At 62.4% G+C, this 24722-nt stretch carries 18 protein-coding genes; 6 read left to right on the top strand and 12 right to left on the bottom strand.

Going from position 1 to position 24722, the window contains the following annotated elements:
• Positions 1-15: 15 nt before the first annotated feature.
• Positions 16-1116: an acyl-CoA desaturase gene (locus BKX98_RS13285; RefSeq protein ID WP_073707610.1), complete on the bottom strand. Its 1101-nt coding sequence runs from the start codon at positions 1114-1116 to the stop codon at positions 16-18.
• 127 nt (positions 1117-1243) lie between these two features.
• Positions 1244-2884: an ABC-F family ATP-binding cassette domain-containing protein gene (locus BKX98_RS13280; protein WP_073707609.1), complete on the bottom strand. Its 1641-nt coding sequence runs from the start codon at positions 2882-2884 to the stop codon at positions 1244-1246.
• Positions 2885-2967: 83 nt separating this feature from the next.
• Here BKX98_RS13280 and BKX98_RS13275 point away from each other — a divergent pair, with 83 nt between their 5' ends.
• Positions 2968-3333, top strand: a complete 366-nt coding sequence (locus BKX98_RS13275) for a metalloregulator ArsR/SmtB family transcription factor (protein WP_073707608.1) — start codon at positions 2968-2970, stop codon at positions 3331-3333.
• Between the two features lie 26 nt (positions 3334-3359).
• A complete protein-coding gene (locus tag BKX98_RS13270; RefSeq protein WP_073707704.1) occupies positions 3360-4583 on the top strand; it encodes an MFS transporter in 1224 nt (407 codons plus the stop codon).
• A 139-nt stretch (positions 4584-4722) separates the two neighbouring features.
• Here BKX98_RS13270 and BKX98_RS13265 read toward each other — a convergent pair whose 3' ends face one another.
• Both BKX98_RS13265 and BKX98_RS13260 read right to left on the bottom strand, forming a co-directional pair.
• Positions 4723-5385, bottom strand: a complete 663-nt coding sequence (locus tag BKX98_RS13265) for a phosphoribosyltransferase (protein ID WP_073707607.1) — start codon at positions 5383-5385, stop codon at positions 4723-4725.
• Between the two features lie 169 nt (positions 5386-5554).
• Positions 5555-6019, bottom strand: a complete 465-nt coding sequence (locus BKX98_RS13260; protein ID WP_073707606.1) for an HD domain-containing protein — start codon at positions 6017-6019, stop codon at positions 5555-5557.
• Positions 6020-6182: 163 nt separating this feature from the next.
• Between BKX98_RS13260 and BKX98_RS13255 the strand changes: the two genes are divergently transcribed.
• Both BKX98_RS13255 and BKX98_RS13250 read left to right on the top strand, forming a co-directional pair.
• A complete protein-coding gene (locus tag BKX98_RS13255; RefSeq protein ID WP_073707605.1) occupies positions 6183-6512 on the top strand; it encodes a PadR family transcriptional regulator in 330 nt (109 codons plus the stop codon).
• 1 nt (position 6513) lies between these two features.
• A complete protein-coding gene (locus BKX98_RS13250; protein WP_073707604.1) occupies positions 6514-7509 on the top strand; it encodes a hypothetical protein in 996 nt (331 codons plus the stop codon).
• Between the two features lie 133 nt (positions 7510-7642).
• Here BKX98_RS13250 and hpaD read toward each other — a convergent pair whose 3' ends face one another.
• From hpaD to BKX98_RS16895, 8 genes are all read right to left on the bottom strand, one after another.
• Entirely contained in the window at positions 7643-8740 is a 1098-nt protein-coding gene (gene hpaD / locus BKX98_RS13245) for a 3,4-dihydroxyphenylacetate 2,3-dioxygenase (RefSeq protein ID WP_038991538.1), read from the bottom strand.
• A 62-nt stretch (positions 8741-8802) separates the two neighbouring features.
• Positions 8803-10299, bottom strand: a complete 1497-nt coding sequence (gene hpaE, locus BKX98_RS13240) for a 5-carboxymethyl-2-hydroxymuconate semialdehyde dehydrogenase (RefSeq protein ID WP_073707603.1) — start codon at positions 10297-10299, stop codon at positions 8803-8805.
• A gap of 80 nt (positions 10300-10379) precedes the next feature.
• Positions 10380-11039 carry a GntR family transcriptional regulator gene (locus BKX98_RS13235; protein WP_073707602.1) on the bottom strand — a complete coding sequence of 220 codons (660 nt, stop codon included), beginning with the start codon at positions 11037-11039 and terminating at the stop codon, positions 10380-10382.
• Positions 11039-12541: a fumarylacetoacetate hydrolase family protein gene (locus BKX98_RS13230; protein WP_073707601.1), complete on the bottom strand. Its 1503-nt coding sequence runs from the start codon at positions 12539-12541 to the stop codon at positions 11039-11041. The genes BKX98_RS13235 and BKX98_RS13230 overlap by 1 nt, the downstream gene beginning before the upstream one ends.
• Before the next feature lie 387 nt (positions 12542-12928).
• Positions 12929-14164, bottom strand: coding sequence for an ABC transporter permease (locus tag BKX98_RS13225; RefSeq protein ID WP_073707600.1), 1236 nt, complete (start codon positions 14162-14164; stop codon positions 12929-12931).
• Positions 14161-14868, bottom strand: coding sequence for an ABC transporter ATP-binding protein (locus BKX98_RS13220; protein ID WP_073707599.1), 708 nt, complete (start codon positions 14866-14868; stop codon positions 14161-14163). The genes BKX98_RS13225 and BKX98_RS13220 overlap by 4 nt, the downstream gene beginning before the upstream one ends.
• The gene (locus tag BKX98_RS13215) at positions 14858-15937 is read right to left on the bottom strand and encodes an efflux RND transporter periplasmic adaptor subunit (protein WP_073707598.1); all 1080 of its coding nucleotides are present in this window, start codon (positions 15935-15937) and stop codon (positions 14858-14860) included. The genes BKX98_RS13220 and BKX98_RS13215 overlap by 11 nt, the downstream gene beginning before the upstream one ends.
• A 776-nt stretch (positions 15938-16713) precedes the next feature.
• The gene (locus BKX98_RS16895) at positions 16714-17286 is read right to left on the bottom strand and encodes a hypothetical protein (RefSeq protein ID WP_143181131.1); all 573 of its coding nucleotides are present in this window, start codon (positions 17284-17286) and stop codon (positions 16714-16716) included.
• Positions 17287-17350: 64 nt separating this feature from the next.
• On the opposite strand from BKX98_RS16895, the gene BKX98_RS17060 reads away from it, so the two are divergent.
• Both BKX98_RS17060 and BKX98_RS16885 read left to right on the top strand, forming a co-directional pair.
• Positions 17351-22567: a hypothetical protein gene (locus BKX98_RS17060; protein WP_158024698.1), complete on the top strand. Its 5217-nt coding sequence runs from the start codon at positions 17351-17353 to the stop codon at positions 22565-22567.
• Positions 22564-24672, top strand: coding sequence for an LPXTG cell wall anchor domain-containing protein (locus tag BKX98_RS16885; protein WP_073707596.1), 2109 nt, complete (start codon positions 22564-22566; stop codon positions 24670-24672). The genes BKX98_RS17060 and BKX98_RS16885 overlap by 4 nt, the downstream gene beginning before the upstream one ends.
• Positions 24673-24722 lie beyond the last annotated feature (50 nt).

Raw genomic sequence — 24722 nt, 5'->3', positions numbered from 1 at the left:
CGCCTGGCGCAGACGCTATGCGCTAACGCGGTAACCGGAGATCATCGGGCACTCGAAAGGATCCCGGGCCGATAGCCCTACTTTGTTCAGGTAGGTGATCACCTGTGCGTAGGATTCGCGGACACTGGCCACGGTGTAGGGCACCTGATGCTCTTCGCAGTACTGGCGCACGATGCGCGACACGCCGGCCAGGTTGGCGCGCGGCATGGACGGGAACAGGTGGTGCTCCACCTGGTAGTTCAATCCGCCGTAAACGTGGGATAGCACGCGGTTTCCCCAGCTGGACTTGGCCATGACGTTGCGTCCGGTCAGTACTTGGCGGGAGAAGAAGTCGATGCGGGCGTCCTGGGGAACCATCGGCATGCCCTTGTGGTTCGGGGCAAAGGATGCACCCATGTAGATGCCGAAAACTGCCAGCTGCACGCCCAGGAAGGCGAAAGCCATGCCTACTGGCAGGAAGTAGAAGACGATGGCCAGGTAGATTCCGATACGCAGTGAAAGGCCGGTCATTTCGCGCTTGCGGTTCTTGACCCGCTCAGCCTTGAACAGGTACTTGATCGAGTGCATGTGCAAATTCAAGCCCTCAAGGGTCAGCAGCGGGAAGAACAGGTAGCCCTGGCGGTTGGTGATCCACTTGAGAAGTCCACGCTGGCGCTGGGCATCGGCCGTCTGGAATGAGATGGTATCCCACTCGATATCCGGATCCTTGCCCACGGTATTGGGAGTTGCGTGGTGCTTGTTGTGCTTGTTCATCCACCACTGGTAGCTGATGCCCACGACGATATTGGCCAGGAACTGGCCCAGCTTGTCATTGCGCTTGTGCGAGGCGAGGATCTGGCGGTGTGCCGCCTCATGCGCCAGGAAAGCGAACTGGGTGAGCAGCAGGCCCAAGGCCCCTGCCATCAGCAACTGGAACCAGCTGTCGCCAAGGAGGATGAATCCGGCAACGGTGCCAGCCAGCAGCACCGTCAGCACGATGCCCAGGCCGAGATAGTGCCCGCGTCGGCGGCCAATCAATCCGGCTTCGGTGACCAGCTTCTTTACGTGGAAGAAGCTCTTGGGGTCGCCCGGCTTGAGTGTAGGCCCTTGGGAATGGAGTGTTGCAGTGCTGCTCAAGAAAATATCCTTGGGTACTAGGCGTCGACCTCGCAGTCGAAAGAACTGAAAAACTCGGCTCCCATGATGCCAATCCTACGTTGGATTGCTGTGAAATTGCCTATGTAAGAAGTGCCCAAGCCAGACCCTAGAAATGGGCAGTTAGTTGCCCTTCAGCAACTTCCCAGTGGGCGGACAGGCTGACATTCTCCAGCAGCCGGCGGTCGTGCGTGACCAGCAGCAACGCTCCAATGTATGCTTCCAGTGCTTCTTCGAGCTGCTCGATGGCCGGCACGTCCAGGTGGTTGGTCGGCTCGTCGAGCACCAGCAGGTTCACCCCGCGTGCCTGGAGCAATGCCATCGATGCGCGGGTGCGCTCGCCGGGAGACAGCGAATCGACCAATGCAGAGGACTGGTCTGCCTTCAAGCCGAACTTGGCCAGCAGGGTGCGGACCTCGGCAGCGGAGTACCCGGGAACTTCCTTTTCGAAGGCTTCGCCCAACGACAGATCACCGGGAAGCTGGGTGCGCGCCTGGTCGATTTCGCCGATGCTCACCGAGCTGCCCAGGGAAGCGGTGCCGCTGTGCGGAGCCAGCTTGCCCAGCAGCAGGTTCAGCAAGGTCGACTTGCCTGCTCCATTTGGGCCGGTGATGCCAATTCGGTCCCCGGCATTGACCTGAACCGACACCGGCCCGAACGTGTAATCGCCGTGGGACACCGAGGCTTCGTTGAGCGTGCACATCACCGAGGATCCGCGCGGGGCCGACGCGATGGAGAACTGCAGAACCCATTCCTTGCGCGGTTCGGCCACTTCCTCAAGACGGGCGATGCGCGATTCCATTTGGCGCACCTTGGCTGCCTGCTTCTCCGAGGATTCGGTGTTGGCACGGCGGCGGATCTTGTCGTTGTCCGGCGCCTTGCGCATGGCATTGCGCACGCCTTGCGAAGACCACTCGCGCTGGGTGCGGGCGCGGGAGACGAGATCCGCCTTCTGGCTTTCGAACTGCTCGTAGGCTTCACGCGCGTGGGTCCGCTTGATGGTCCGTTCGGCGAGATACGAGTCGTAGCCGCCTTCATAGGTGGCTACCTGATTCTGGGCCAAGTCCAATTCGATGATGCCGGTGGTGCAACGGGCGAGGAACTCGCGGTCATGCGACACCAGGATCACCGGTGCGCGCAGGGAATTGATGAAGTCCTCCAGATGCTCCAGACCTTCAAGATCAAGATCATTGGTCGGCTCATCGAGCAGCACCACATCGAAGCGGGAGAGCAGCAAGGCCGCCAGGGCAACGCGGGCAACTTGGCCGCCGGACAGGGCAGTCATCTCGGTATCGACCGGGAGGGCGAAGCCGAGCTTGGCCAGCACCTCGGGGATGCGGTCTTCAAGATCCATGGCGCCGGAGGCCATCCAGTGATCGAAGGCGGCACTGTAGGCATCATCTGCGCCCGGCTTGCCGCTGCCCAGTTCTTCGGCGGTCGTCTCCATGGCGGTGGTGGCCGCGGCGCAACCGGTCCGGCGGGCCAAATACGCGGCAATGGTTTCACCTGGAATGCGATCGTGCTCCTGCGGCATCCAGCCGATGAACGCGGAATCCGGGGCAGTGCTCACGGTTCCGGCCTGCGGGGTTGCGGCCCCGGCTAGCAGCGACAGCAACGTGGACTTGCCGGCGCCGTTTGCACCCACCACGCCATAGACATCGCCGGGTGCGGCGGTGAAGTCCAGATTCGAGAAGAGGGTCCGGTGGGCGTGGCCGCCAGATAGGTCCTTGGCCACGAGCGTTGCAGTCATGGTTCCAATTCTAGTTCCAGCCATAGGCGGAATATTTCCGCTGTGCCCTAGGCGATACGTCGCAAGAGTATTAGTCTATTAGCATGCATGCAGATAATAAGATTTATGCCCCCGAGCCCTCCTCGGAATTCGTGGAACTTGCCGCGGAAGTCTTCGGCTTGCTTTCCGATGCCACGCGGATCCGGATTGTGCTGCATCTGCGCCGTGCCGGAGAGCTCTCTGTCAACGCGCTCGCAGAGCTCGTCGAGAAGAGTCCCTCGGGGGTTTCCCAGCACCTGGCTCGCCTGCGCCTGGCGCGCATGGTGACCACACGCCAGGACGGAACCAAGGTTCTCTACAGCCTTGCCGATGACCATCCGGCGCGCCTGGTCAGCGAAGCGATCAAGCAGGCTGAGCATTCTGTATCCAACGGCCAATTGCCGCTGCATCACGAAGCGCCAAACACCTAGGACTAAAGAAGACAGGGGTGGCCAAGATGCTTTCAGTTCTCAGGGACCAGGCGTACGCCAAGCTCTTCGGCGCGCAGATGATTGCGCTTCTGGGCACTGGCTTGCTCACCGTAGCGCTGGGCCTTTTGGCTTTCGATATCGCCGGCAACGACGCGGGCTTGGTGCTCGGCCTGGCCTTGACCGTCAAGATGGTCGCCTATGTGGCGGTTGCACCATTGGTCAACGCCCTGGTGTCCCATATTCCGCGCAAACCGGTGCTTGTCGGGTCCAATGTCATTCGTGGACTGGTGGCGCTCTGCCTCCCCTTCGCCAGTGAAGCGTGGCAGATCTATGTGCTGATATTTGTCCTGCAATCGGCATCGGCGACCTTTACCCCCGCATTCCAGGCGGTCATTCCCTCCATCCTGCCTGGAGAACGGGAATATACGAAGGCCCTGTCCCTGTCGCGTCTGGCCTATGACATGGAGTCGTTGGCCAGTCCGATGCTGGCGGCCGCGTTGTTGACTGTCACCAGCTACCACAACCTCTTTGCCGGGACCGTGATCGGCTTTGCCGCGTCAGCTCTGCTTGTTGCCGCGACCCGGTTCCCGCTGATCCCGCCGCCGCAGAAGACGCTCTTCTTCCATCGCCTCACCGGCGGAACCCGGGCGTTCTGGTCGGCACGCGAACTGCGCAGCCTGATGGCACTGAATCTGGTCGTTGCCGCGGTCTCCGCCATGGTCATCGTCAACACGGTGGTGCTGGTGAAGGGGGAGCTGGGCCGTTCGCAGGTGGATGTTGCCTTGCTGCTCGGAGCCTATGGTGCAGGTTCGATGGCGGTGGCACTGGGCATGCCCGGGTTGCTGGAGCGATTCGAGGACCGCACTGTGATGCTCGCCGGCGCCGTAATGATGCCGCTGCTGCTGCTCATTGGTGCTACGGTCATCGGCTGGGCACAGGGAGCCGGGCAATGGGCCGGGCTTCTTGGCTTATGGATGGCTTTGGGTGCGGCGACTGCAAGCATCCTCACGCCCTCGTCCAGGCTATTGCGCCGCAATAGTACAGAGCAGACGCGCCCGGGGGTTTTCGCCGCGCAATTTTCCTTGTCCCATGCCTGCTTCTTGCTGACCTACCCGGTGGCCGGTGTCCTTGGCGCGTCAATCGGCTTGTGGGGCGTCGCCGTGGTTCTGGTCGGGATCGGCGCGATCGGCACGGTGCTGGCCCTTGCTTCATGGTGCCCGGTCTTGGATCGCCGTAGCCAGCTTGGGTGAGCTCGGCAGAACGGTCGCTGGCCTAGTCGAAAGCCGGTGGCTGGCCAACCTCTTGCTCGGCGATCGGCAGTCGCGGCGCGGAGTGGGGACTCATGCTGGAATCCTCAACGCCGGCCCTTGACTGCGCGGTACTGGATCTTCACCGCTTCGAGCGAAGCAACTCCAGTACTTGGTCCTGGCTGACTTGGCCAAAATCCTCGTAAAACGCTCCGACGGCAGTAAAGTTATCCGGGGTGAGAAGTTCGCAGATGCCATCGACATGGGGCGCCAATTCAGCAACCGTTTCGGGGGAAGCCACCGGAACTGCCAGCATCACGGAGGCAGGGGACAACTCCTGTACGAGATCCAGCGCGGCCTTCATCGTCGCGCCCGTGGCCATCCCGTCATCGCAGAGCAGCAAGTCGCGCCCGGACAGATCCGGGCAATAGTCCTTGAACCTGTCGGCGAGGGCCAGCAGGTCGGCACCGGTGCCTCGTTCCAGGGATTCGAGCTCGTCCTTGCCGAAATACTGCAGCGCCCGGCGATAAATGGCCTCGTTGATATGGCGGGAGCTGCTGGACCCATACCGGGCGATGGCGCCGAATGCCAGCTCTGGATTGCTGGGCACCCCGAGCTTGCGCACCGCCACGGCGCTCAGGTCGGCGCCGAGCGCCGTTGCGACTTCGTAGGCAATGGGCACCCCGCCGCGCAGCAGGCCCAGCACCGTGTAGTCCCCGGCGGGCAGCAGAGTGGACAGCTTCATGCCCAGCGCGGCGCCGGCATGGCTGCGGTTTTCGAACACTGTGCTTCTACCTGTAGCCATGGTTCCAGTCTTGCCCAATGGCGCTCGATTGCAAGGGCATCGGTGGAAACATCCAGCATTTAATGTCGCGTGCGGTGATCAGGTGCTTGAGTCGACAGTCTGCAAAGTCGACGCAAGGGGCATTGCGGGCCGACACTGGAGCTGCAGTATTTGGGGTTCCACGCGATCCTTAGGGCCCCGGCTGCTGCAGGAGGCCGAGAAGTGTCCTGGTGCGCCGGTATTTCTCGGCCAGCCGCTGCCGGGTAACCGGGTCCAGTTGGCTGGTGCGTTCAGGGTCGGTGTTGTCGGCCAGATCCGCCTGCTTGACCAGCAAGGCCAGCGAGTTGCCGCGTACTTTTGCGCAATACTCTTCCAGGCTCTGCCCTGGACGCTTGCTCAGCAGCTCGACCGCCTCGATGACTGTTTCGGGAATGCCTGAGTTGCGCAGATCCTCCGCGCTCACCTCGCAATCCTCGATCACGTCATGCAGCCACGCGGCCGCGATGGCCTCCGGCGAACCGCCAAGAGCGCGGGCATGGCCGGCCACTCGTGCCGGATGCCCGATATACGCAGCGCCAAGCTTATCGACCTGGCCTTCGTGGGCGCGGACAGCAATCGCCTTGGCCAATTCAACTAGCGATTTTTGCTCGTCCATGTTCCGCCTCACTGATCGGCTGTTGCTGATTCACAGCTTACGCGTGGCGGGAGGCGGGTTGGCAGGATTTGGCCTGCCAGGCTACGACACTGAACACGTCGTTCCACAGAATCCACTAATGTGTCATTGACTGTAGTGTGTGGCACACAGTAATGTAGTGGACATGGAAGAGTTCGACACCCAGCTGCAAGAGCTGCGACGCGGCACCGTAGTACTGGCCTGCCTGCAGCTGCTGCGCGGCGCCGGGTATGGCTACAGCCTGCTGGAGCAGCTTGGCGATCATGGTTTCTCCACTGACGCCAACACCCTGTATCCGCTGCTGCGTCGTTTGGAGAAGCAGGGGTACCTCACCAGCGAGTGGAACACCGAGGAGGCGCGGCCACGCAAGTTCTACCGGACCTCGCTCGACGGCATCCGTCTCGCTGACGCGTTGACCACCGAATGGCGATCCCTGACCACGGCGATCGCCTCGCTCACCAAAGAGGAGCACTGACATGACTGCCACCTTGACCGAACGCTACATCTCGGCCACCATCCGGAGCCTGAAACCCGAACTGCAGGACGACGTCCGCGCCGAGCTCGAAGCCTTGATTGCCGACGCGATCGAGGCGCGCACGGACCAGATTGAGGCCGCGGACGAGGCTGAACGCGAAGTCCTGTCCGAGCTGGGCGATCCCGGCCTGCTTGCCGCGGGCTACGCGGACCGGCCGCTGCACCTGATCGGTCCGAAGTACTACCTGACCTGGTGGCGGCTGCTGAAGCTGCTGTTGTGGATCGTACCGGTCTGCGTGGTCGGCGCGGTGCTGCTGGGCCAGCTGCTCTCCGGAGCTGAGGTCGGCGAGAGCCTCGTCCAGGCGCTGGCCATCGGGCTGCAGGTGGCCGTGCATCTGGTCTTCTGGACCACGCTGGTCTTCGTCGTGCTCGAGCGCACCGGCGCGGACACCGGCATGAAGTGGGATGTCGACCAGCTGCCTGAGGTCCAGGAGGATGGCGCCGGACGCACCGAGCTGATCGCCTCGCTGGCGTTCCTGGCCATCGCCGCCGTGGCGGTGGTGTGGGATGCGGTGCGCGGATTCTTCCCGACCGGCGGCGAGCCGATCGCGATCCTCAATCCGGGACTGTGGCCGTGGTGGATCGGCGCGCTGTTCGGCCTGATGGTGCTTGAAGCAGTCTTCGCTTTCGCGCTTTATGCCCAGCGCCGCTGGACTACCGCGCTGGCAGCGCTGAACACCGTGCTTGCCCTGCTCTTCGCGGCCTGGGTGCTGGTCCTGCTGCTGGGCGGCGAGCTGGTGAACCCCGAGTTCCTCTCGTTCATCGCCCAGGCCGGAGGCGAGGAATTCGCTTCCGGGAACGCGGATGCCGCAGGCAACGGGGGAGTCTTCCGGATCCTGGCGGTGCTGCTCGGATTCGGGATCGCCATCGGGGTCGGTTGGGACATCGCCGATGGCTGGCGCAAGGCGGTGCGCGAACGGCGCGTTGCCCGGGTCTGAATTCCTTGGAAGAACGAAACCAGAAAAAGAAGAATCCCGGGGCATCGGTGAAGAAAATCGCTGATGCCCCGGGATTCTTGTGCTGCAGCTCAGGGAAGCTGCCAAGCTCTGGGTCTAGAAGAGCTGGTCTGGCTTAGAGCTGGTTGCCCAGCTTGAAGCCCTTGGATGCCTGGCCGTGGTACGAGCCGTCCTCGTCACCGGCACGGGTGTAGGAGAAGCCGTCGGCGCCGATCGTGACTTCCAGTTCGGAGTCGTCGGTGCGCTCGACGATTTCCTGCACGTTGCCATCCAGGTCCAGGACTTTGGAGGCTTCGGTGTACCACGAAGGCACAACCGGGTTGCCCCACCAGTCGCGGCGCTGGTTGTCGTGCACGTTCCAGGTGATGGTCGGGTTGTCCGGATCACCGGTGTAGTAGTCCTGGGTGTAGATCTCGATGCGGTGGTCATCTGGATCCAGGATGTACAGGTAGAACGCGTTGGACACGCCGTGGCGGCCTGGGCCGCGCTCGATGCGGTCCGAGATGCGCAGTGCGCCCATCTTGTCGCAGATCTGGATGATGTTGTGCTTCTCGTGGGTGGAGAAGGCCACGTGGTGCAGGCGCGGGCCGTTGCCGCCGGTCAGGGCGGTGTCATGCACGGTGCCCTTGCGGTGCATCCAGGCTGCGTAGGTGGTGCCTTCGTCGTCCTGGATGTCCTCGGTGACGCGGAAGCCCAGGTCCTCCAGGTACTTGCGGCCGCGCGGCACGTCCGGGGTCACCTGGTTGAAGTGGTCCAGGCGGACCAGCTCGCCGGCCGAGTACAGGTCGTAGCGCATGTGCAGGCGCTCGACGTGGGTGGTCTCGAAGAAGAACTCGTAGGGGAAGCCCAGTGGATCCTCGACGCGCACGGCATCGCCGATGCCCTTGACGAAGCCTTCCTTGCGGCGCTCGGTGCGGCAGCCCAGTTCCTTGTAGTAGGCCTCGGCCTTGTCCACGTCTTCGGTGGAACGCACGCGGAAGGCCATCGCCTTCAGCGCGGCCACTGGGCCCTTGGTCAGCACCAGGTTGTGGTGGATGAATTCCTCGAAGGAACGCAGGTAGATCTGGTTCTCGTCCTCGTAGGACACGTGCAGGCCCAGCACGTCGACGTAGAAGTTGCGCGAGCGCTCAAGGTCGGTGACGACCAGTTCGGCGTAAGCGCAGCGCAGGATATCCGGCGCTGGCACCGAAGGGGTTGGGATCGGGTTTGCGATCTCTTTGCTCATGATGTGCTCCTTTGCAAGCAAAAAATTTAGTGGTGGGAAGCTGGTGCTTCCTAGACGCCGAACTTCGGGGAGTGCGCTTCGTTCAGGGTGATCTGGATGGACTGCTGGGTGGTGTAGAAGTCCACCGAGCGGTAGCCGCCCTCGCGGCCCAGGCCCGAAGCCTTCACGCCGCCGAATGGGGTGCGCAGGTCGCGGACGTTGTTCGAGTTCAGCCACACCATGCCCGAGTCGATCTGGTGCGCGAAGTTGTGCGCGCGCTTCAGGTTCGAGGTCCAGACGTAGGCGGCCAGGCCGTACTTGGTGTTGTTGGCCAGCTCCAGCGCTTCCTCGTCGGTGTCGAACGGGGTGATGGCAACGACCGGGCCGAAGATCTCGTCCTGGAAGATCTGCGCATCCGGTGCGACATCGGCGAACACGGTCGGGGCGACGTAGTTGCCCTCATTCTCGAAGCCTTCGGCGCGGCCGCCGCCGGCCAGCAGCCGGCCTTCGTTCTTGCCGATCTCGATGTAGCTCATGACCTTGTCGAAGTGGTTCGGGTGGACCAGCGATCCGACCTCGGTCTTCGGGTCGCTCGGCAGGCCGACGCGGATGTTCTTGGCGCGCTCGGCAAACTTGGCAACGAAATCATCGTAGATGTCGCGCTGGACCAGGACGCGGGAACCGGCGGTGCAACGCTCGCCGTTCAGCGAGAACACGCCGAAGACGGTGGCGTCCAATGCGGCTTCCAGGTCGGCGTCGGCGAAGACGACGGCCGGGGACTTGCCGCCCAGCTCCAGCGAGAGGCCCTTGAAGAATGGGGCGGCCGCGGTGGAGATGGTGGCGCCGGTCGAGGAGTCGCCGGTGAAGGAGACCAGCGGGACGTCCGGGTGCTTGACCAGGTAGTCGCCGGCCACGCCGCCGGAGCCGAAGATCAGGTTGAAGACGCCCTCTGGCAGGCCGGCTTCGCGGAAGATCTCTGGCCACAGGGTGGCGGACAGCGGGGTGTAGCTGGCAGGCTTCAGGACCACGGAGTTGCCGGTGGCGATGGCCGGGGCCAGCTTCCAGGATTCCTGCATGAACGGGACGTTCCATGGGGTGATCAGCGCGGCGACGCCGATCGGCTTGCGGTTCACGTAGTTCATCTGGCGGCCCGGGACGCGGAAGGTGTTGTCCACCTGGGCGACGATCAGGTCGGCGAAGAAGCGGAAGTTCTCGGCGGCGCGGCGTGCCTGGCCCTTGGCCTGGGTGATCGGCAGGCCTGAGTCGTAGGACTCGAGCAGCGAGAGCTCCTCATCGCGGGACTCGACGATGTCGGCGATCTTGTGCAGCACGCGGGAACGCTCGCGCGGCAGCATCTTGGACCATGGGCCTTCCTTGAAGGCCTTGCTGGCGGCGGCGACGGCCAGGTCCACGTCTTCTGGCTGTGCCGAGGCGACGGTGGCGTAGGTGGTGTTGGTGACCGGTTCCTGCACGTCGAAGGTTGCTCCGCCGATGGAGTCAACGAATTCGCCGTTGATGTAGTGCTGCAGGTGGGTTGGGAGATTCTCCGGTACGAAGTGCTTGCTCATGGCAGTTCCTTTCGTGCGTTGTCCCGGTGTTTTCACCGGATGGCTTTGGGCAAAACTATGGGTAGTGCAGGGGCTGCCGGCTAGATGGCGCTCGGTGCCATGCCGGCGGCCTTGAGGTAGGCATTCAGGGTGCGGGCGCGGTGCTCGCGGGCCGCGGCCTCGATCTGCGCCGGGGTGGCGTGATCGGCAATCAGATCCAGCAGCTTCTCGTGTTCCTCAACCGAGGCGCGGGCCCGGTTCGGGATGTGCGTGAAGGAGCTCGCACGCATCGCCGCCAGCCGCCGCCATCCGCGCTGGACCAGGTCCAGGATGTGCGGGTTAGGGCACTGGCCGTAGAGCAGCTGGTGGAATTCGGTGTTCATCCGGGTGAAGGACACCGGGTCGAAGTCCTCCAGGCATTGGCGCATACTCTCGTTCAGCGCCCGCGCCTTGGCCAGCCACTTGGCGTCCATGGCATCGGCGGCCAGCGCGGTGGCGGCCGGCTCGATGACCATCAGCGTCTGCATGGTGTGCAGGTAGAGCGTGGAATCCACATGGGCCACCGTCGCCCCGACGTTTCGGGTGAAGTGGACCAGCCCTTCGGCCTCCAGCCGGCGGATCGCCTCGCGCACCGGAACCACGGAGCAGCCCAGCTCATCGGCAATGGTGCCCAGCACCAGCCGGTAGCCGGGGGAGTATGCCCCGTTGACGATGCGCTCGGAGACCAGCTGGTAGGCTGCCTCGGACTTGGAAGCAGTCATTACAGCGACCATGAGTCCAGATCCGGGCTGCCTGCGTCCTTCCAGGCGTTGTACTTGGCCTTCCACTCGGCGTTCATCGGGAACAGGCCCTCGATGCCGTGGCCTCGCTTGACCATGGCGAAGATGAATTCGTCATTGGACTCGGTCACCGCTGCCTCGGCGGCCACCTCGGCCACCATGGCTGGCGGGATGACCACGATGCCATCGGAGTCGGCCACGATCACGTCGCCCGGCTGCACGGACACGCCGCCGCAGGCCACGGTGATGTCCTTGTCCCAGGCCACGTGCTTGCGGCCGAGCACTGCCGGGTGGGCGCCGTTGTAGAAGACCGGGATCTGAAGGTTGGATACCGCGTCCAGGTCGCGCACGCCGCCATCGGAGATGATGCCAGCGGCACCGAGCTGCTGGGAACGCAGGGCCAGGATGTCGCCCAGGGTGGCCGAACCCGTCTCGCCGCGGGCTTCCATGACCAGGATTTCGCCGTCCTTGAGCGAGTCGATGGACTGCTTCTGCATGTTGTAGCCGCCGCCGTGGGCCTTGAACAGGTCCTCGCGGTTCGGGATGTAGCGCAGGGTGCGGGCGGTGCCGATCACGCGCTGCATGCCCTTGGTGGCACCGGGAACCTCGATGTTCACGTTGTTCAACCCGCGCTTGCGCAGGGTGGCGGAGAGGGTGGCGGTGGCGACCGAGGCCAGCTGCTCGCGGACCTTGTCGGTCAGCACCGACTTGCCGGTAATCAGGGGTTCCATGCCGGCGCTCTCGCGATCGCCGTAGGCGTCTTCCTTGTCCTTGTCGGTGACCTTTGGCTGGTTGCCGAATGCGGCGAAGGCTTCGGTGCCCTCGGTGGCGGTGGTCTTCAGCTTGCCGGTGGATGCTCCGGAAACCAGGTCGGTGACCTCGACCTCGACGACGTCGCCCGGGAAGAAGACGGTGGAGCCGGCAGGGGTGCCGGTGAGGATGATATCGCCTGGCTGCAGGGTCATCTGCTGGGACAGGTCGGCCACGATGGTGGCGAGGGAGAAGAGCAGTTCGGAGGTGTCGGCATCCTGGGCGAGCTGGCCGTTGACCCAGGTCTGCACGCGGAGCTTGGCAGGATCCAAGGTGGAAGCATCCAGCGCGTTGGGGCCGACCGGGGTGTAGCCGTCGCCGGACTTCGAGCGGATGTTCGAGCCCTTGTCCGCGTACTTCATGTCGTGCACGCCCAGGTCGTTCGATGCGGTGACCTGTCCGACGTAGCTCCAGGCGTCCTCAACCGAGACGCGGCGGGCGGCCTTGCCGATGATCAGTGCGATTTCGCCCTCGAAGGCGAGCAGCTCGGTGCCGGCAGGGCGTTCCACGGTGGAATCGCTGGCGGCCAGCGAGCTGGTGGCCTTCATGAAGTAGCTGGGGAATTTCGGGGTGCGTCCACGCTGCGCCGCACGCGAGGAGTAGCTCAGGTGTACGGCCAGGATCTTGCCTGCCTGCGCGAAGGTCTCTTCGGTTACTGGGACAATATTGCTCACCGTTGATCGGCCTGCTTTCGTCGAACATCATCTCGTACATCAAATCGTATACGATCAGTGTGCTCCCAATCTCAGACGGTGTCAAGCGGGAAGCGGGAATCTTTCGAAACGCCCGCGAGGCAGGGCGGAAAATCCGCGGAATCACAGGAAATTTGGCGCAGTCGAAAGTTTTCCAGAATCGCCGAAATCTGGGAATCAGATTGAATGTACGATAGTGCACAATTGCCGACAGGAATGCCTTTCGGAGGCCGGGGGCCGGCGGATCCGGTATTCCGATAGGGACCCTTAAAGGTTGAAAGCCGCGTTAAAAACGGCGTTGGCCGGAGAGAATTCCCCGGCCAACGCTTCGTGCTATTCAGTTACTCAACTGGCAGTGCAGACCGTGGCCTAGACGCGAATGGCGTCCACGATCTTCACACGTGCTGCCACCAGCGCTGGGAGCACGCCGGTGAGGGCACCCACCGCTACGGAGACTCCCATGCCCAGCAGTGCGGCATCGAGCGGGAAGGGCGGCATCTGGTCCAGCTCGGTAGCGAGCACCATGTTCAGCAGGCTCTCATTGGAAACCAGGGCTACCGAGATCAGCACGCCCAGGCCGCCGGCCACCGCGGTGGCTACCACGCTCTCCATCATGACCGAGAAGAAAACCCGGCCGGTGGTGGCGCCGAAGCTGCGGCGGATGCCAACTTCGCGGATGCGTTGCTTCATGGTCACCATGGAAACATTCAGCAGGCTCAGCGAACCAAGCAGCAAGATGATCACAGCAATGCCGGAAACCACCAATGCCAACTGCTTCAGGCTTTCATCAGCACCCCACATCAGGTAATCCTCGCGGTGGGAATCGACGGTATAGCCCGGAAGCTCGGCCTGCATCTGCTGGCCAAAATGCATGGCCAGCTCCTCGGATCCCTCGATAGGGACCCACATCTTGTAGGACACCTCATTCAGCGGGGATTGGCCTGCGAACCAATGATCATAGGTGGCCGGAAGCATCCACAACTGGCCAGACATCCCGAAGGATCGGGAACTGGCGGTGCCGATGACCGTGACAGACACGGCGTCGCCGTTGCTCACCAAGTCGACGGTGAGCGGCAGACGCTGACCTTCCAATCCCAATTCCCTCATGATGTTCTGGTCAACCACCACGGCTGGTGACAGATTTTTCGCATCCTCGACTTCCAGCCAGCGGCCCTGGCTTATGACCAGCCGGTGCATCGGGGCGTAATCCTGGTCGACCACCAGGGTTTCCGCTTCAAGGGTCATACCCTGATATGAGACCCGCTGGTCGTAGCTGCGTCCAACCATCGTGGTGTAGTCGATCTTGAATCGCTCGCTGGTTTTCTCGAAAGCCTGCGCCACCGAATCATCACCCTGCGGACCTCCATCCGAGCGTGCATCAAAGGCATAGGTGGTGATCATTGCCGGACGGCCGTCGCGTTCAAGGCTTTCGGTCATCATCTGCCGGGCCATGCCGGCGCCGGCCAATGCGGTGGTCAGCGATGCCACGGCAACGGTCACGCCAATCAAGGAGAGCAGCACCCGCAATTTGTGGATGCGCAGTTCCTGCCATGCTTCCAGCAATGCTGCGGCAAATCCGGTGGCCAGGCGTGCAAGAGCATTCATCGGATCACGACCTCGCTGAGCGGATGCAGCCGCCCTGAATCGAGGCGGAACTGCCCACGTGCCAGGGCCGCCACATTGCTGTCGTGCGTGATGGTGATCAGGGCCGCTCCCGAATCAACCGTGGCGGAATCCAGCAGTTCCATGACTGCACGTCCGGTGCTGACATCCAATGCGCCGGTCGGTTCGTCGGCCAGCACCACGCGGGGACGGCGCACCAGCGCGCGGGCAATCGCCACGCGCTGCTGCTCGCCGCCCGAGAGGGTCTGCGGCATTGAATCCAGGCGCCCGCCCAGCCCTACGCGTTCCAGCGCCTCGGTGGCCAGCTTGCGCCGATTCCAGAAGTCGCGGCCGCTGGCATACATCAGCGGAGCCATGACATTTTCCAGTGCTGTGCGTCCGGGCAGGAGGTTGAACTGCTGGAAGACGAACCCGAGGTCGCGACCGCGGGCATGCGCAGCCTGCTTGGCGCTCAGCCGGACGGCATCCTTGCCGCGCCACAGCAGGCTCCCGCTGGTCGGCTTATCAAGCAGTCCCAGGATGTTCAGCAACGTTGACTTGCCGGTGCCCGAACGTCCGACGATGGCTATGTGGTCTCCCTCGGATACGGTGAGATCGATCCCGTTGAGGATGTGCAGCTCGCTGTCATCGGGCAGCCGGACGCTGCGGGTGACGTCCTCGAGCTTCAGCAATGGCTCACCACTCATCTGGGTAGGGCTCCATCTGCATCATTTCACCTGGCGCCGGGGTGGATCCCGGGACGAACCGAAGGATTTCGGTCTCGTCCTTCAGCCCGGAAACCACCTCGATGATCTTTCCATCGGTCACGCCCAGCTCTACTTCGGTGCGGATTTCCTTGCCGTTCTCATCCAGCTTCCACACCGCGCCCTGGCCAACCAAGCCGCGAACTGCCGATACCGGTACAGTCACTGCATCCTCAACGGTGCCAGCATCGATTTCCATGTTCATGCTCAGCCCATCAAAGACCACGACGTCAGCTGGAACAGCACAAGAAATCTCGCTGCTTGAAGAGCTCTCCGGGGATTCGCCGGTGGCCATTGGATCCATGGACGATTCCATATCCTGGTCCTGCGTGCTGGAGCTGGATTTCTTCGACGCGCTGTCCCCGACAGACAGATCCTTGCACGTGAAGGGCTCCGGCCCGCCGTCAATAGTGATCATTGCTTCGAGGGTTTCGTCCATCAGGCGGTAGCGATCCAGCGGATCGATCGAACCGGCCGCCAGGAATTCCTGCGGCTGGATGGAGCCGAGGCCCGTGCCCTTGGTGACGTCATCGCCAATCTCGATCTGGAAAGCGCCTACCTTGCCGGTGGCCGATGCGTAGACATCGTGGTACTTCACGACGGGAGCAGCTTCCACCGTCAATTGTTCGCCTTCGGAACCCTCGGTGTCCGAGTCGCTGGCTTCAGCGACTTCAGGCTGGGACTCTGTGCGGACCTGGAAGATACGGTCGCCAAGGGACACATTGTCACCCGGTTTGACGAAGGCCCAGTTGACGACGCCGTCCACGGGAGCGTTCAGCTCTTTGGATTCGGTGAGCTTGATGGTTCCGGGGATGGTCAGCTTGTTCTCGACCGTTGCTTTTTCGGCAAAAACGGTCTCAGCCGGGATTTCTCCGGTGGGGAACAGGTCGTCGTCGGCGGCGGAAGTACCGCCGGCAAACGCGAGCTTCACGAGGCTGACGGCGATCAAGGCGCCGATGACCAGCCAGGCAGCGGGAAGGAAAACGCGGCGGAACGCGCGGCGTTGGCTCATAGAGTTGCTCTTTTCACCATACAAAAATTACCCGAGCCAACTGCAACCTCCAAGCCTAATCAAGAGAAACGCGTAACCTTTATCAGATTGAGATGTATTTTTACTTTGCTAGTCAGACCCGCTAGTCAAGTTACTGATCGAAGGGTGCATTTGAGTTCGTTGCGCGCGAGGCGGCCTGTGCGGAGCACCGTGGTGCCGATTGCCATGGAGCCCTCAAAGGCGATCGGCACGCTGAACTCCCAGCCTTCCTCCTGGCGCAGCAGGGATCACGGAACAGGAGGCGCTGGGAGCCCTGCGCGCAGCGGAACCGGACGTGGCCCCGCGGTATGGCGTGCACCGTTAAATGGGGTCGATCTGGATGTCCCGACCGCGCGATTCCGGTGTTCGGACAGTGCCAGGATCGAGAATAGCGGGGATGACAAGACGGTTTAATCCACAGAGGAAGAAGTGCATCATTTGCTTCATTCTGTGCCAAAATTATTTCCCTCCAACTGCTGGCAAAAATTTGGATCCCGGCGTAGGATGTCGGCATATCGTTGTCTTGAATTGGGGGATTTAAAGACGAATTGAAACACTCGCATTCATTTCGCATCTTTAGATGCATTGGGGAACTTATCCTGAGCAGTTGAGCCACATGGGGTGGCTGCATCTTAGGCCAGGCTTTTATTATCTGAGGTCAGAGCCTTACTACCGCTCGCTCTTTTTCGGGTGGATCGCACTTACACGCCGCGCGATCCACTCTGGACATTCTTGTATGGGGGAGAAATGTCTAGGCATCAAAGGCGTGGCACTTTTGTGCCAAATTCGCGCCGCAAAACTATTTTAAAAGGATCCCTAAAGCCATTTTTGGCGATAATTTCGTCAATTTCCTTGTGTTTTGTCATGACCATTCCGGGCATGGCAGTTGCCGCCGAAACTTCTGTTGGGGAAGAAACCGCGGCCACACAGCCGGCAACTGAATCGGAGGACTCCGCATCCGCCGTGGACACGAAGTCCACAGAGGAAGCAGCGGTCGAAGCTGAGGAATCTTCAGAGGCAACCACGGCGGAGGAATCGCCAGCTGCTGAAGCAGAAAATCGTACCAAGGCATCGGCTCCTGACAAAGATGCAGTAGCCGAACCCGAGCCGGCCCCGGCACCTGCACCAGAATCTGAGAAGCCAGACCAGCCAAAATCAGCGGAAACCACGAAACCAGCACCTAAATCCGAACGTGTGGAATCGGTGGCACCCAAGCAGGAAAAGAAGCTGAAGGACACGGCTTCGCCGAAACTTGCGCAGCCGAAGGCCGAAGTTTCGGAATCGGAAGAGTCTGCCGAGTCTTCGGCAGCGGCCCGCGAACCGCTTACCATTACGGCGGAAGAAGCCTTGGAAGACTGTGGACCCAATCAGAATTTGGGTTCGGTCAATACCTTCATGCAGAAGTCCGAATCGATGGACGAGTTTGCCAACGGCAATATCAACCGGGGCCTCTACGAAGGCGGCGTCGTACACCAGCGCGTGGAGATGACCTTGCCAGCAGGCGAGAACGAGCTTGTCATCCACTACCAGGTGAAGCAGGCCGGTAAGTGGGCCTACGATTACCTGCTCAATTGGAGCGTAACGGGAGCTACGATGAGCGCTCCCGTGATTTCCGAGGGAAGCGGGAATGACCAAGTTAACACAGCCACGATCACGTTCCAGGTTCCCGGCGAAGAAGGCGATGAATCGAGTGTCACCTTGTTCTTCGATGCCCACATCGCATCTGAACTCGATCACGGCCCGGGCACCGGCGCTTCGTCGATCAACGGGTCGCCGTACCACGTCGTCATCGACACGCTGAATTGCAAGTCAGCCGGCAGCCGCGATAACCAGATCCAGGCCGGTGCGGTCCAAGCAGGCTTCGTGACCATCATCAAGGACGCAGTACCTGCCGACGGCACGGACTTCGGATTTACCCTCGCCGAGGACCGCTTCGGCGACTCGACATCATTCAACCTCGATGACAGCGCGGATTCAGATACCGGCGCGGACCTGCCCAGCAGTGTCACCTACACGGTGGCACCGTCCACGGTAACCGTCACCGAGAACAGCCTGCCAGCGGGATGGAATCTGACCGATATCACCTGCACCGGCGCCGCCGCAATCCGCAGCGGGACGTCCATCACCTTCGAACTGGTCGACAATGATGAAGTCACCTGTACGTTCACCAACACGAAGACCACCTACGAGGAACTCACGCTCACGAAGGATGTCACTGCATCCTATGACCGGGACTACGACTGGGATCTGGTCAAGTCCCTGGCCGAAGGCCAGGAAGCCACGGTGAAGGCGACAGCCACCGGAGTGGAGGTCGACTACAACGTGGTCGCCACCGCCAGCGAGGCCCAGGACAGCAACTTCGAGTTGTCCGGCACCATCACCGTGAACAACCCGAATGATACGGCGATGACAGGGGTTTCCCTGGTCGACCAGCTCGACGGCGCCAACTGCGTCATTTCCGCTGGCGGATCGCCGATCACCAACCCGCTGACCATACAGCCAGGCGAGACGTCCTTCACTTATGAATGCGACCTGCCCGAGGGAACCAGCGCCGGCAGCGCCGGCACCAACACGGTCACGGCAACCTGGGACGCGGAGGACTACTACGGCACCGATGGCCAGGCCAGCGACTCGGCCGGCTACGACTTCGCGGAGGTTTCGCCAACGGTGACGGATGACGAAGTAACTGTCAACGATAGCGAATTCGACCTGGCGGGCATCGAGGGCGGCAACACGGTCACGGTAGCTGACAGTCCGAAGACCTTCGCCTACACCATCGAATGGGATGGCGTGCTCGGCCAATGCGCCGACTACAAGAACATCGCCAGCCTCGCCACGGATGACGGGGAAACACTGACCGATGATGCCACGGTGGAAATCTGCATCGGCCAGGACCTGAGCATCGAGAAGCTGGTCGTCTCCAGCTTCAACCGCAGCTACGACTGGAGCATCGTCAAGAATGCCCTAGGCGAGCAGCCGTTCACCGCGGATCCTGAAACCGGCGAATTCACCGCCGAGTACTCGGTTACAGTCACTCCCGAAAGCTACACGGACAGCGACTGGGCCATGAGCGGAACCATCACCGTAACCAACCCCAACGACTGGCAATCGGTTGACGTGACCGTCACCGACCAGGTCAATGTGGGCGGGGGAGCCACCTGCCAGGTCGTCGGCATTGTCGGCGACCCGGACACGATGGATGCCGATCCGGCCGCTCCGGGCTTCCAGGCGACTCTGGATGCCTCCGAAACGCTGACCTTCACCTACAGCTGCACCTTTGAATCGCAGCCGAACTATGAAGGCAGCAATACCGCCGAGGTCACCTGGTCAGCCAGCGAAGCGTCCACCGCATCATCCAGCGCCACCAAGGTGGTTGACGTCGATGCGGACGACTGGACGCAGACACCGCTGAACGAGACCGTGACCGTCACCGATCCGCTGCATGAATTCGATCGGGCCTGGACCATCAGCTACTCCGATGGACCGCAGACCAGGACCTATTCATACACCTGGACCGTGGACGAAGCAGGCACGTGCCAGAGCTTCATGAACACCGCCACGATCACCGGCAGCAACCAGCTGGTCAAGAGCGATGACGCCGAGGTCGAGGCATGCCGCCAGGCAGGCCTGACCGTTACCAAGGACGTGACGGCCAGTTATGACCGCACCTACCTGTGGAGCATCGACAAGCAGCTGGCCGAAGGCCAGCGGCCAGATGTCGTGGTCGAGGAAGACGGAACAGCTACCGTCGATTACACGTTGCTGGTGGACAACACCGGCTATGAGGATTCCGGGCAGCAGCTTTCCGGATCCATTACCGTGAATAATCCCAACGACTTCGAAGATCTCGAAGTGACGATCAGCGACGAGAACACCCTCTCGGCCGCCTGCACCATCGTGGCCGAGGACTCGAATCCGGGCATGGCGGGCATGCAGCAAGTGGTGCCGCGCGGCGACTCGATCACCGTGGACTACACCTGCGATGCATCGGCCGTTGCCGAGGCCGACTACACCGGCCACTCCAATACGGCGATTGTCACCTGGGGCGATGGGCTGCAGGCTGAAAGCCAGCCGGTGCCCATCGAATTCACCCTCGATGAGACCACCGATGCAACCGTCGACGTCTGGGATGACCAGGCTGATCCATCCGGCGACCCGGTACTGCTGGGCACGGTGAACTACGCCGACGCTCCAAAGAGCTTCAGCTACCAGATCACCTATGAAGTGCCACGCGATGAATGCCTGGTCTTCACGAACACCGCCTGGGTGGATCTGACCGGCGAAGACATCGAGGACTCGCAGGACGTGTCCATCTGCGACCAGAAGAACCTGGTCATCACGAAGGACGTGGACGCCAGCTACGAACGCGACTACGACTGGTCGCTGGACAAGCAGGTGGACCAGAGCGAGTTCACTGTCGCCGGCGACGGCACGGTCACCGCGCACTACACGGTAGTGGCCACCGCCGGCGCAGCCCAGGACAGCGCGAAGCAGGTGTCCGGAACCATCACCATCAGCAACCCGAATACGCAAGTCGGGGAACTGACGGCAACGGTCGCCGATGTGCTCTCCATCCCGTCAGCCACCTGCACCATCGGCGGGACCGACGCGGATGAGAATGCGGACGGTTTCCAGGTCGTGCTGGCGGACGGGGAGAGCATCACGCTCGACTACGACTGCCAGGTGCCCACGGACACCGACATCACCGCGCAGTACACGAATACCGCAACGGTGAGCTGGGGCCAGGAACGCCAGGCCGAAACGGAAGTCGGCTTCGGCTTCGAGCAGGCCGCGTTGACCGACGGCGAAGTCGCCATCACCGATGACCAGACCGTCGAGGGCCAGGAAGTGGTGCTCGGCACCGCCACCGCCGAGGAATCGCCGAAGGCCTTCGAATACGACCTGGAACTGCAGGGCGTTGCCGGAACCTGCACCGAGTACACCAACACCGCGGTGCTCGACGAGGCCACCGGCGAGGGCGAAGAGAACACGGACTCGGCCAGCACCACGGTGTGCGCCGGCGCGGATCTTGATATCGCGAAGAACGTCGTGACCTCCTTCGACCGCTCCTACCTGTGGTCGCTGGACAAGGAACTGCTCTCCGGCCAACCGCTGGCAGCCAACCCGAATACCGGCGAGGTCACGGCGAACTACCGGATCACCGTGACCCCCGAGGGCCACGAGGACGGCAACTGGGCGATGAGCGGAGAAATCACGCTCAGCAACCCGAACGACTGGCAGGACGCGCCGGTTACGGTGCAGGACTTCGCCGATGTCGGCGGGGACGTGGCCTGTACGATCACCGGGGTGCGCGGCGAAGCGGTGGCGGACATGTCCGCCGAGCAAGCCGGCTTCCAGACGGTGATCCCGGCAGGGGCCGAATGGGTGATGACCTACTCGTGCACCTTCGAATCCCAGCCTGACTACGACGGCAGCAATACCGCCACCGTGGATTGGGATGCCCAGGCGCTGAGCACGGTCAACAGCCAGGACTCGGATACCGTGGGGATCTCGGAAGCCGACTGGACCCAGACGCCGCTGAATGACACGGTAACCATCACCGACAGCGCCCACGAGTTCGATCCGCCATGGATCGTGGACGTCTCCGATGGGCCGCAAAGCCGGGACTACTCGGTGACGTGGACCGTGGACGAGGCAGGCGCCTGCCAGGTCTTCGAGAACGTCGCCACGCTCACCGGAGATGACGGCTTCACCGCGACGGACAATGCGCTCGCCGAGGCCTGCCGCGAGGCGGCCCTGGAAATCAGCAAGACCGTTGACGCCCAGTACGACCGCACCTACCAGTGGCAGATCGAGAAGTCGCTGGCCGAAGGCCAGGACGAGAAGATCACCACGGACGGTGCGGCCAGCGAGCCGGTGGGCTACGTGGTCAAGGTGGAGAACACCGGGCACGAGGATTCGGGATGGGTGCTGGAAGGGAAGATCACCATCACCAACCCGAACCAGTACACGGGTATCGATGCCACCATCCAGGACGTGGTCGATCTGGAGGGCATCACCTGCACCACCTCGGAATCGCTGGTGAGCATCCCGGCCAACTCGACGGTCACCGTCGGCTACAGCTGCGATGTCTCGGCAGGAGTCGATCCCGGCTCCTACAGCGGCGGCACCAACACCGCGACGGCCAGCTGGGGCGATGACCGGGCATCGAGCACGCAGGTGCCGATCGAGTTCGCCCTTGACACCGAAATCGACCGCGAGGTCGAGATCTGGGATGACCAGACGAATCCCGAGGAACCGGTGCTGCTTGGCACCGTGGGCATCGTCGATTCGCCGGTGCTCATCGAATACCAGCTGGAGCATGATGCTCCCGCCGGCGAATGCATGAGCTACACGAACACCGCCTGGGTTGATATCGATGCGGGTGAGGATCCGCGGGATGACGCGACCGTGCAGCTGTGCGGCCTGCTCGACCTGATGCTCACCAAGGACGCCGAAGCCAGCTTCGACCGGACCTACTTCTGGGATCTTGAGAAGAAGGCCGACCGCACCGAGGTCACCGTGGCCGAGGACGGCACCGCCGACTTCTCCTACACGGTATCGGCCATTCCGATGGCTCGGAGGATTCCGGGCATGAAGTGCACGGCATGATCGTGCTGGTGAATCCGAACCGCTTCGCATCGGCCTCGACGGTGGCCACCATCACCGACGAGATCAGCATCGAAGGGGTGACGTGCACCATCGAAGCCGAGGATGCCGATCCGCAAACCGAGGGCCTGCAAGTCGCGGTCCCGGTGGGCGGCGACGGGGTCGGCGCCACGGTGCAGCTGCCCTACAGCTGCTCGGGCACCCCGGATGAGCTCAGCGGCAGCAACACCGTCACGGCTACCTGGGGCGAGGATTCGATGGCCACGGCCACCGCGCCGGTGGACTACCTGCTGGATGCCGAAACCGACAAGCAGGTCACCGTCATCGATGACAAGACCCACCCCGAGTCGCCGGTAGTGCTGGGCGAAGCGATCTGGAATGCCGAAGGCACCCCGATCGACTTCGACTACACCCTGCGCCACCAGGCCGAAGCCGGCACCTGCACCGAGTTCACCAACACCGCGGTGATCAAGCAGACCGGGGCCGAGGACTCGACCACCGTGACCCTCTGCGGCCAGAAGGCCCTGGGCCTGCAGAAGACCGCACAGGGGCTGGTGGACCTGGATTACGAATGGGAGGTAGAGAAGCGGATCGACCAGAGCAAGCTCACGCAGAATGAGGATGGCACGTTCACCGCGCACTACTGGGTGGAAGCTCGCAACACCGCAGTCGCCGAGCAGAATTTGCGGCTGTCCGGTGAAGTGATGGTGCAGAACCCGAATGAGTTCGGTTCCATCACCGCCACCTTGGAAGACCGGATCGATACCGCTGGCACCAGCTGCCGGATCGATGCGGAGGATGCCGATGAAGCGGCAGCTGGATTGCAGGTCGTGCTCGATGCCGGGGAGAACTTGGGGGCCCGGTATGAATGCGAACTGGCCAGCTGGCTCACCACCGATGCCTTCGAGGGAGCGGTCAACACCGTGATTGCCACCTTCGATGACCGCGAGGTGCGTGCCGAAGCACCGATCGACTTCACGATCGATGCAGTCACGGACGAATCGGTGACGGTCACCGATGACATGATGGATCCTGAGGCCGAACCGAAGGTGCTCGGGGTAGTCCATGTCCCGCAAGCGCCAATGCAGTTCGAATACGAACAGCTATTGGAGCCCGAAGCGGGTACCTGCACGGTATACATCAATACCGCGGCAGTGCACGAGGAAACGGACGGCAACGGCAAGGACGAATCCTCGGTGGACCTGCAACTGTGCATCGAGCAGGGACTGATGATCGCCAAGAGCGCCGACGCCCAGTACGCCAGGGACTACGACTGGTCGATCCGCAAGGATGCGAAGGAGACGAAGTTCGAGGTTGAACCGGATGGGCAAGCCACGGCCGAATACACGGTCGAGGCAAACCTGGAGGGCTACGAAGACCAGGACTTCACCGTCACCGGTGAGATCACCGTGGCCAACCCGAATGACTTCAAGGACACGCAAGTGCTCCTCGAAGACAAGCTGTCCATCGAAGGGGCCACCTGCTCCATCGAAGGATTGGCGGATGGGAAGCTGATGCTCCTGGCCGGGGAGACCCGGACCGTGAAGTACAGCTGCTCCTTCGAATCCCCGGTTGCCGAGGCCGATTACACCGGCCACGAGAACACGGTGAACGCCAGCTGGACCGACGTGGAAGGAACCACGCAGACGGTCAGTGCCAAGGCACCGCTGGAGTTCGAAGCGGCATCGGCCACCGATGAGATGGTGACGGTCTTCGATGACTACACGAATCCCGAGAATCCACGGGAACTGGGCAAGGTCAAGGCCGAAGAGCAGAGCAAGAAGTTCACGTACGAACTGGTCGTGGACGGCATTGCCGGCAAGTGCCGGACGATGACGAATACCTCGATAATCCCGGAAGCATCCGGCGAGGACTCGAACAATTCGGATTCGGCGGACGTGGAAGTTTGCTCCGAGGCTCCGCAGGCAGCGCCACCGGCACCGCCAGCTCCTCCGGCACCGCCAGCGCCGGCAGCACCACCTGCCCCGCCAGCACCGCTCGCAGCAACCGGCCTTGACCAGGGCACGTTGTGGCTGGCAGGGGCTGCAGGGATGGTGATTATCGCCGGAGCATTGATCCTGCTTCGGTACCGTCGCCGGAACCCATAGTCCGTGCGCCAGCTGGATGCCGGTCCTGCCTTTCGGGGCAGGGCCGGCAT

The organism is Glutamicibacter sp. 0426 (genome assembly GCF_001906485.1).
Taxonomy (GTDB): domain Bacteria; phylum Actinomycetota; class Actinomycetes; order Actinomycetales; family Micrococcaceae; genus Glutamicibacter; species Glutamicibacter nicotianae.
This window is presented reverse-complemented; position numbering and strand designations above follow the sequence as displayed.

Coding starts and splice junctions, on each gene's coding strand:
- BKX98_RS13280 (WP_073707609.1), bottom strand. CDS start 2,884: ATGACTGCAACGCTCGTGGCCAAGGACCTATCTGGCGGCCACGCCCAC.
- BKX98_RS13275 (WP_073707608.1), top strand. CDS start 2,968: ATGCATGCAGATAATAAGATTTATGCCCCCGAGCCCTCCTCGGAATTC.
- BKX98_RS13270 (WP_073707704.1), top strand. CDS start 3,360: ATGCTTTCAGTTCTCAGGGACCAGGCGTACGCCAAGCTCTTCGGCGCG.
- BKX98_RS13265 (WP_073707607.1), bottom strand. CDS start 5,385: ATGGCTACAGGTAGAAGCACAGTGTTCGAAAACCGCAGCCATGCCGGC.
- BKX98_RS13260 (WP_073707606.1), bottom strand. CDS start 6,019: ATGGACGAGCAAAAATCGCTAGTTGAATTGGCCAAGGCGATTGCTGTC.
- BKX98_RS13255 (WP_073707605.1), top strand. CDS start 6,183: ATGGAAGAGTTCGACACCCAGCTGCAAGAGCTGCGACGCGGCACCGTA.
- BKX98_RS13250 (WP_073707604.1), top strand. CDS start 6,514: ATGACTGCCACCTTGACCGAACGCTACATCTCGGCCACCATCCGGAGC.
- hpaE (WP_073707603.1), bottom strand. CDS start 10,299: ATGAGCAAGCACTTCGTACCGGAGAATCTCCCAACCCACCTGCAGCAC.
- BKX98_RS13235 (WP_073707602.1), bottom strand. CDS start 11,039: ATGACTGCTTCCAAGTCCGAGGCAGCCTACCAGCTGGTCTCCGAGCGC.
- BKX98_RS13225 (WP_073707600.1), bottom strand. CDS start 14,164: ATGAATGCTCTTGCACGCCTGGCCACCGGATTTGCCGCAGCATTGCTG.
- BKX98_RS13220 (WP_073707599.1), bottom strand. CDS start 14,868: ATGAGTGGTGAGCCATTGCTGAAGCTCGAGGACGTCACCCGCAGCGTC.
- BKX98_RS13215 (WP_073707598.1), bottom strand. CDS start 15,937: ATGAGCCAACGCCGCGCGTTCCGCCGCGTTTTCCTTCCCGCTGCCTGG.
- BKX98_RS16895 (WP_143181131.1), bottom strand. CDS start 17,286: ATGGTAAGCGGTTCGCGGGCCGCTGCCGAAGACTCGGCAGACTCTTCC.
- BKX98_RS17060 (WP_158024698.1), top strand. CDS start 17,351: ATGCAGAAGTCCGAATCGATGGACGAGTTTGCCAACGGCAATATCAAC.
- BKX98_RS16885 (WP_073707596.1), top strand. CDS start 22,564: ATGATCGTGCTGGTGAATCCGAACCGCTTCGCATCGGCCTCGACGGTG.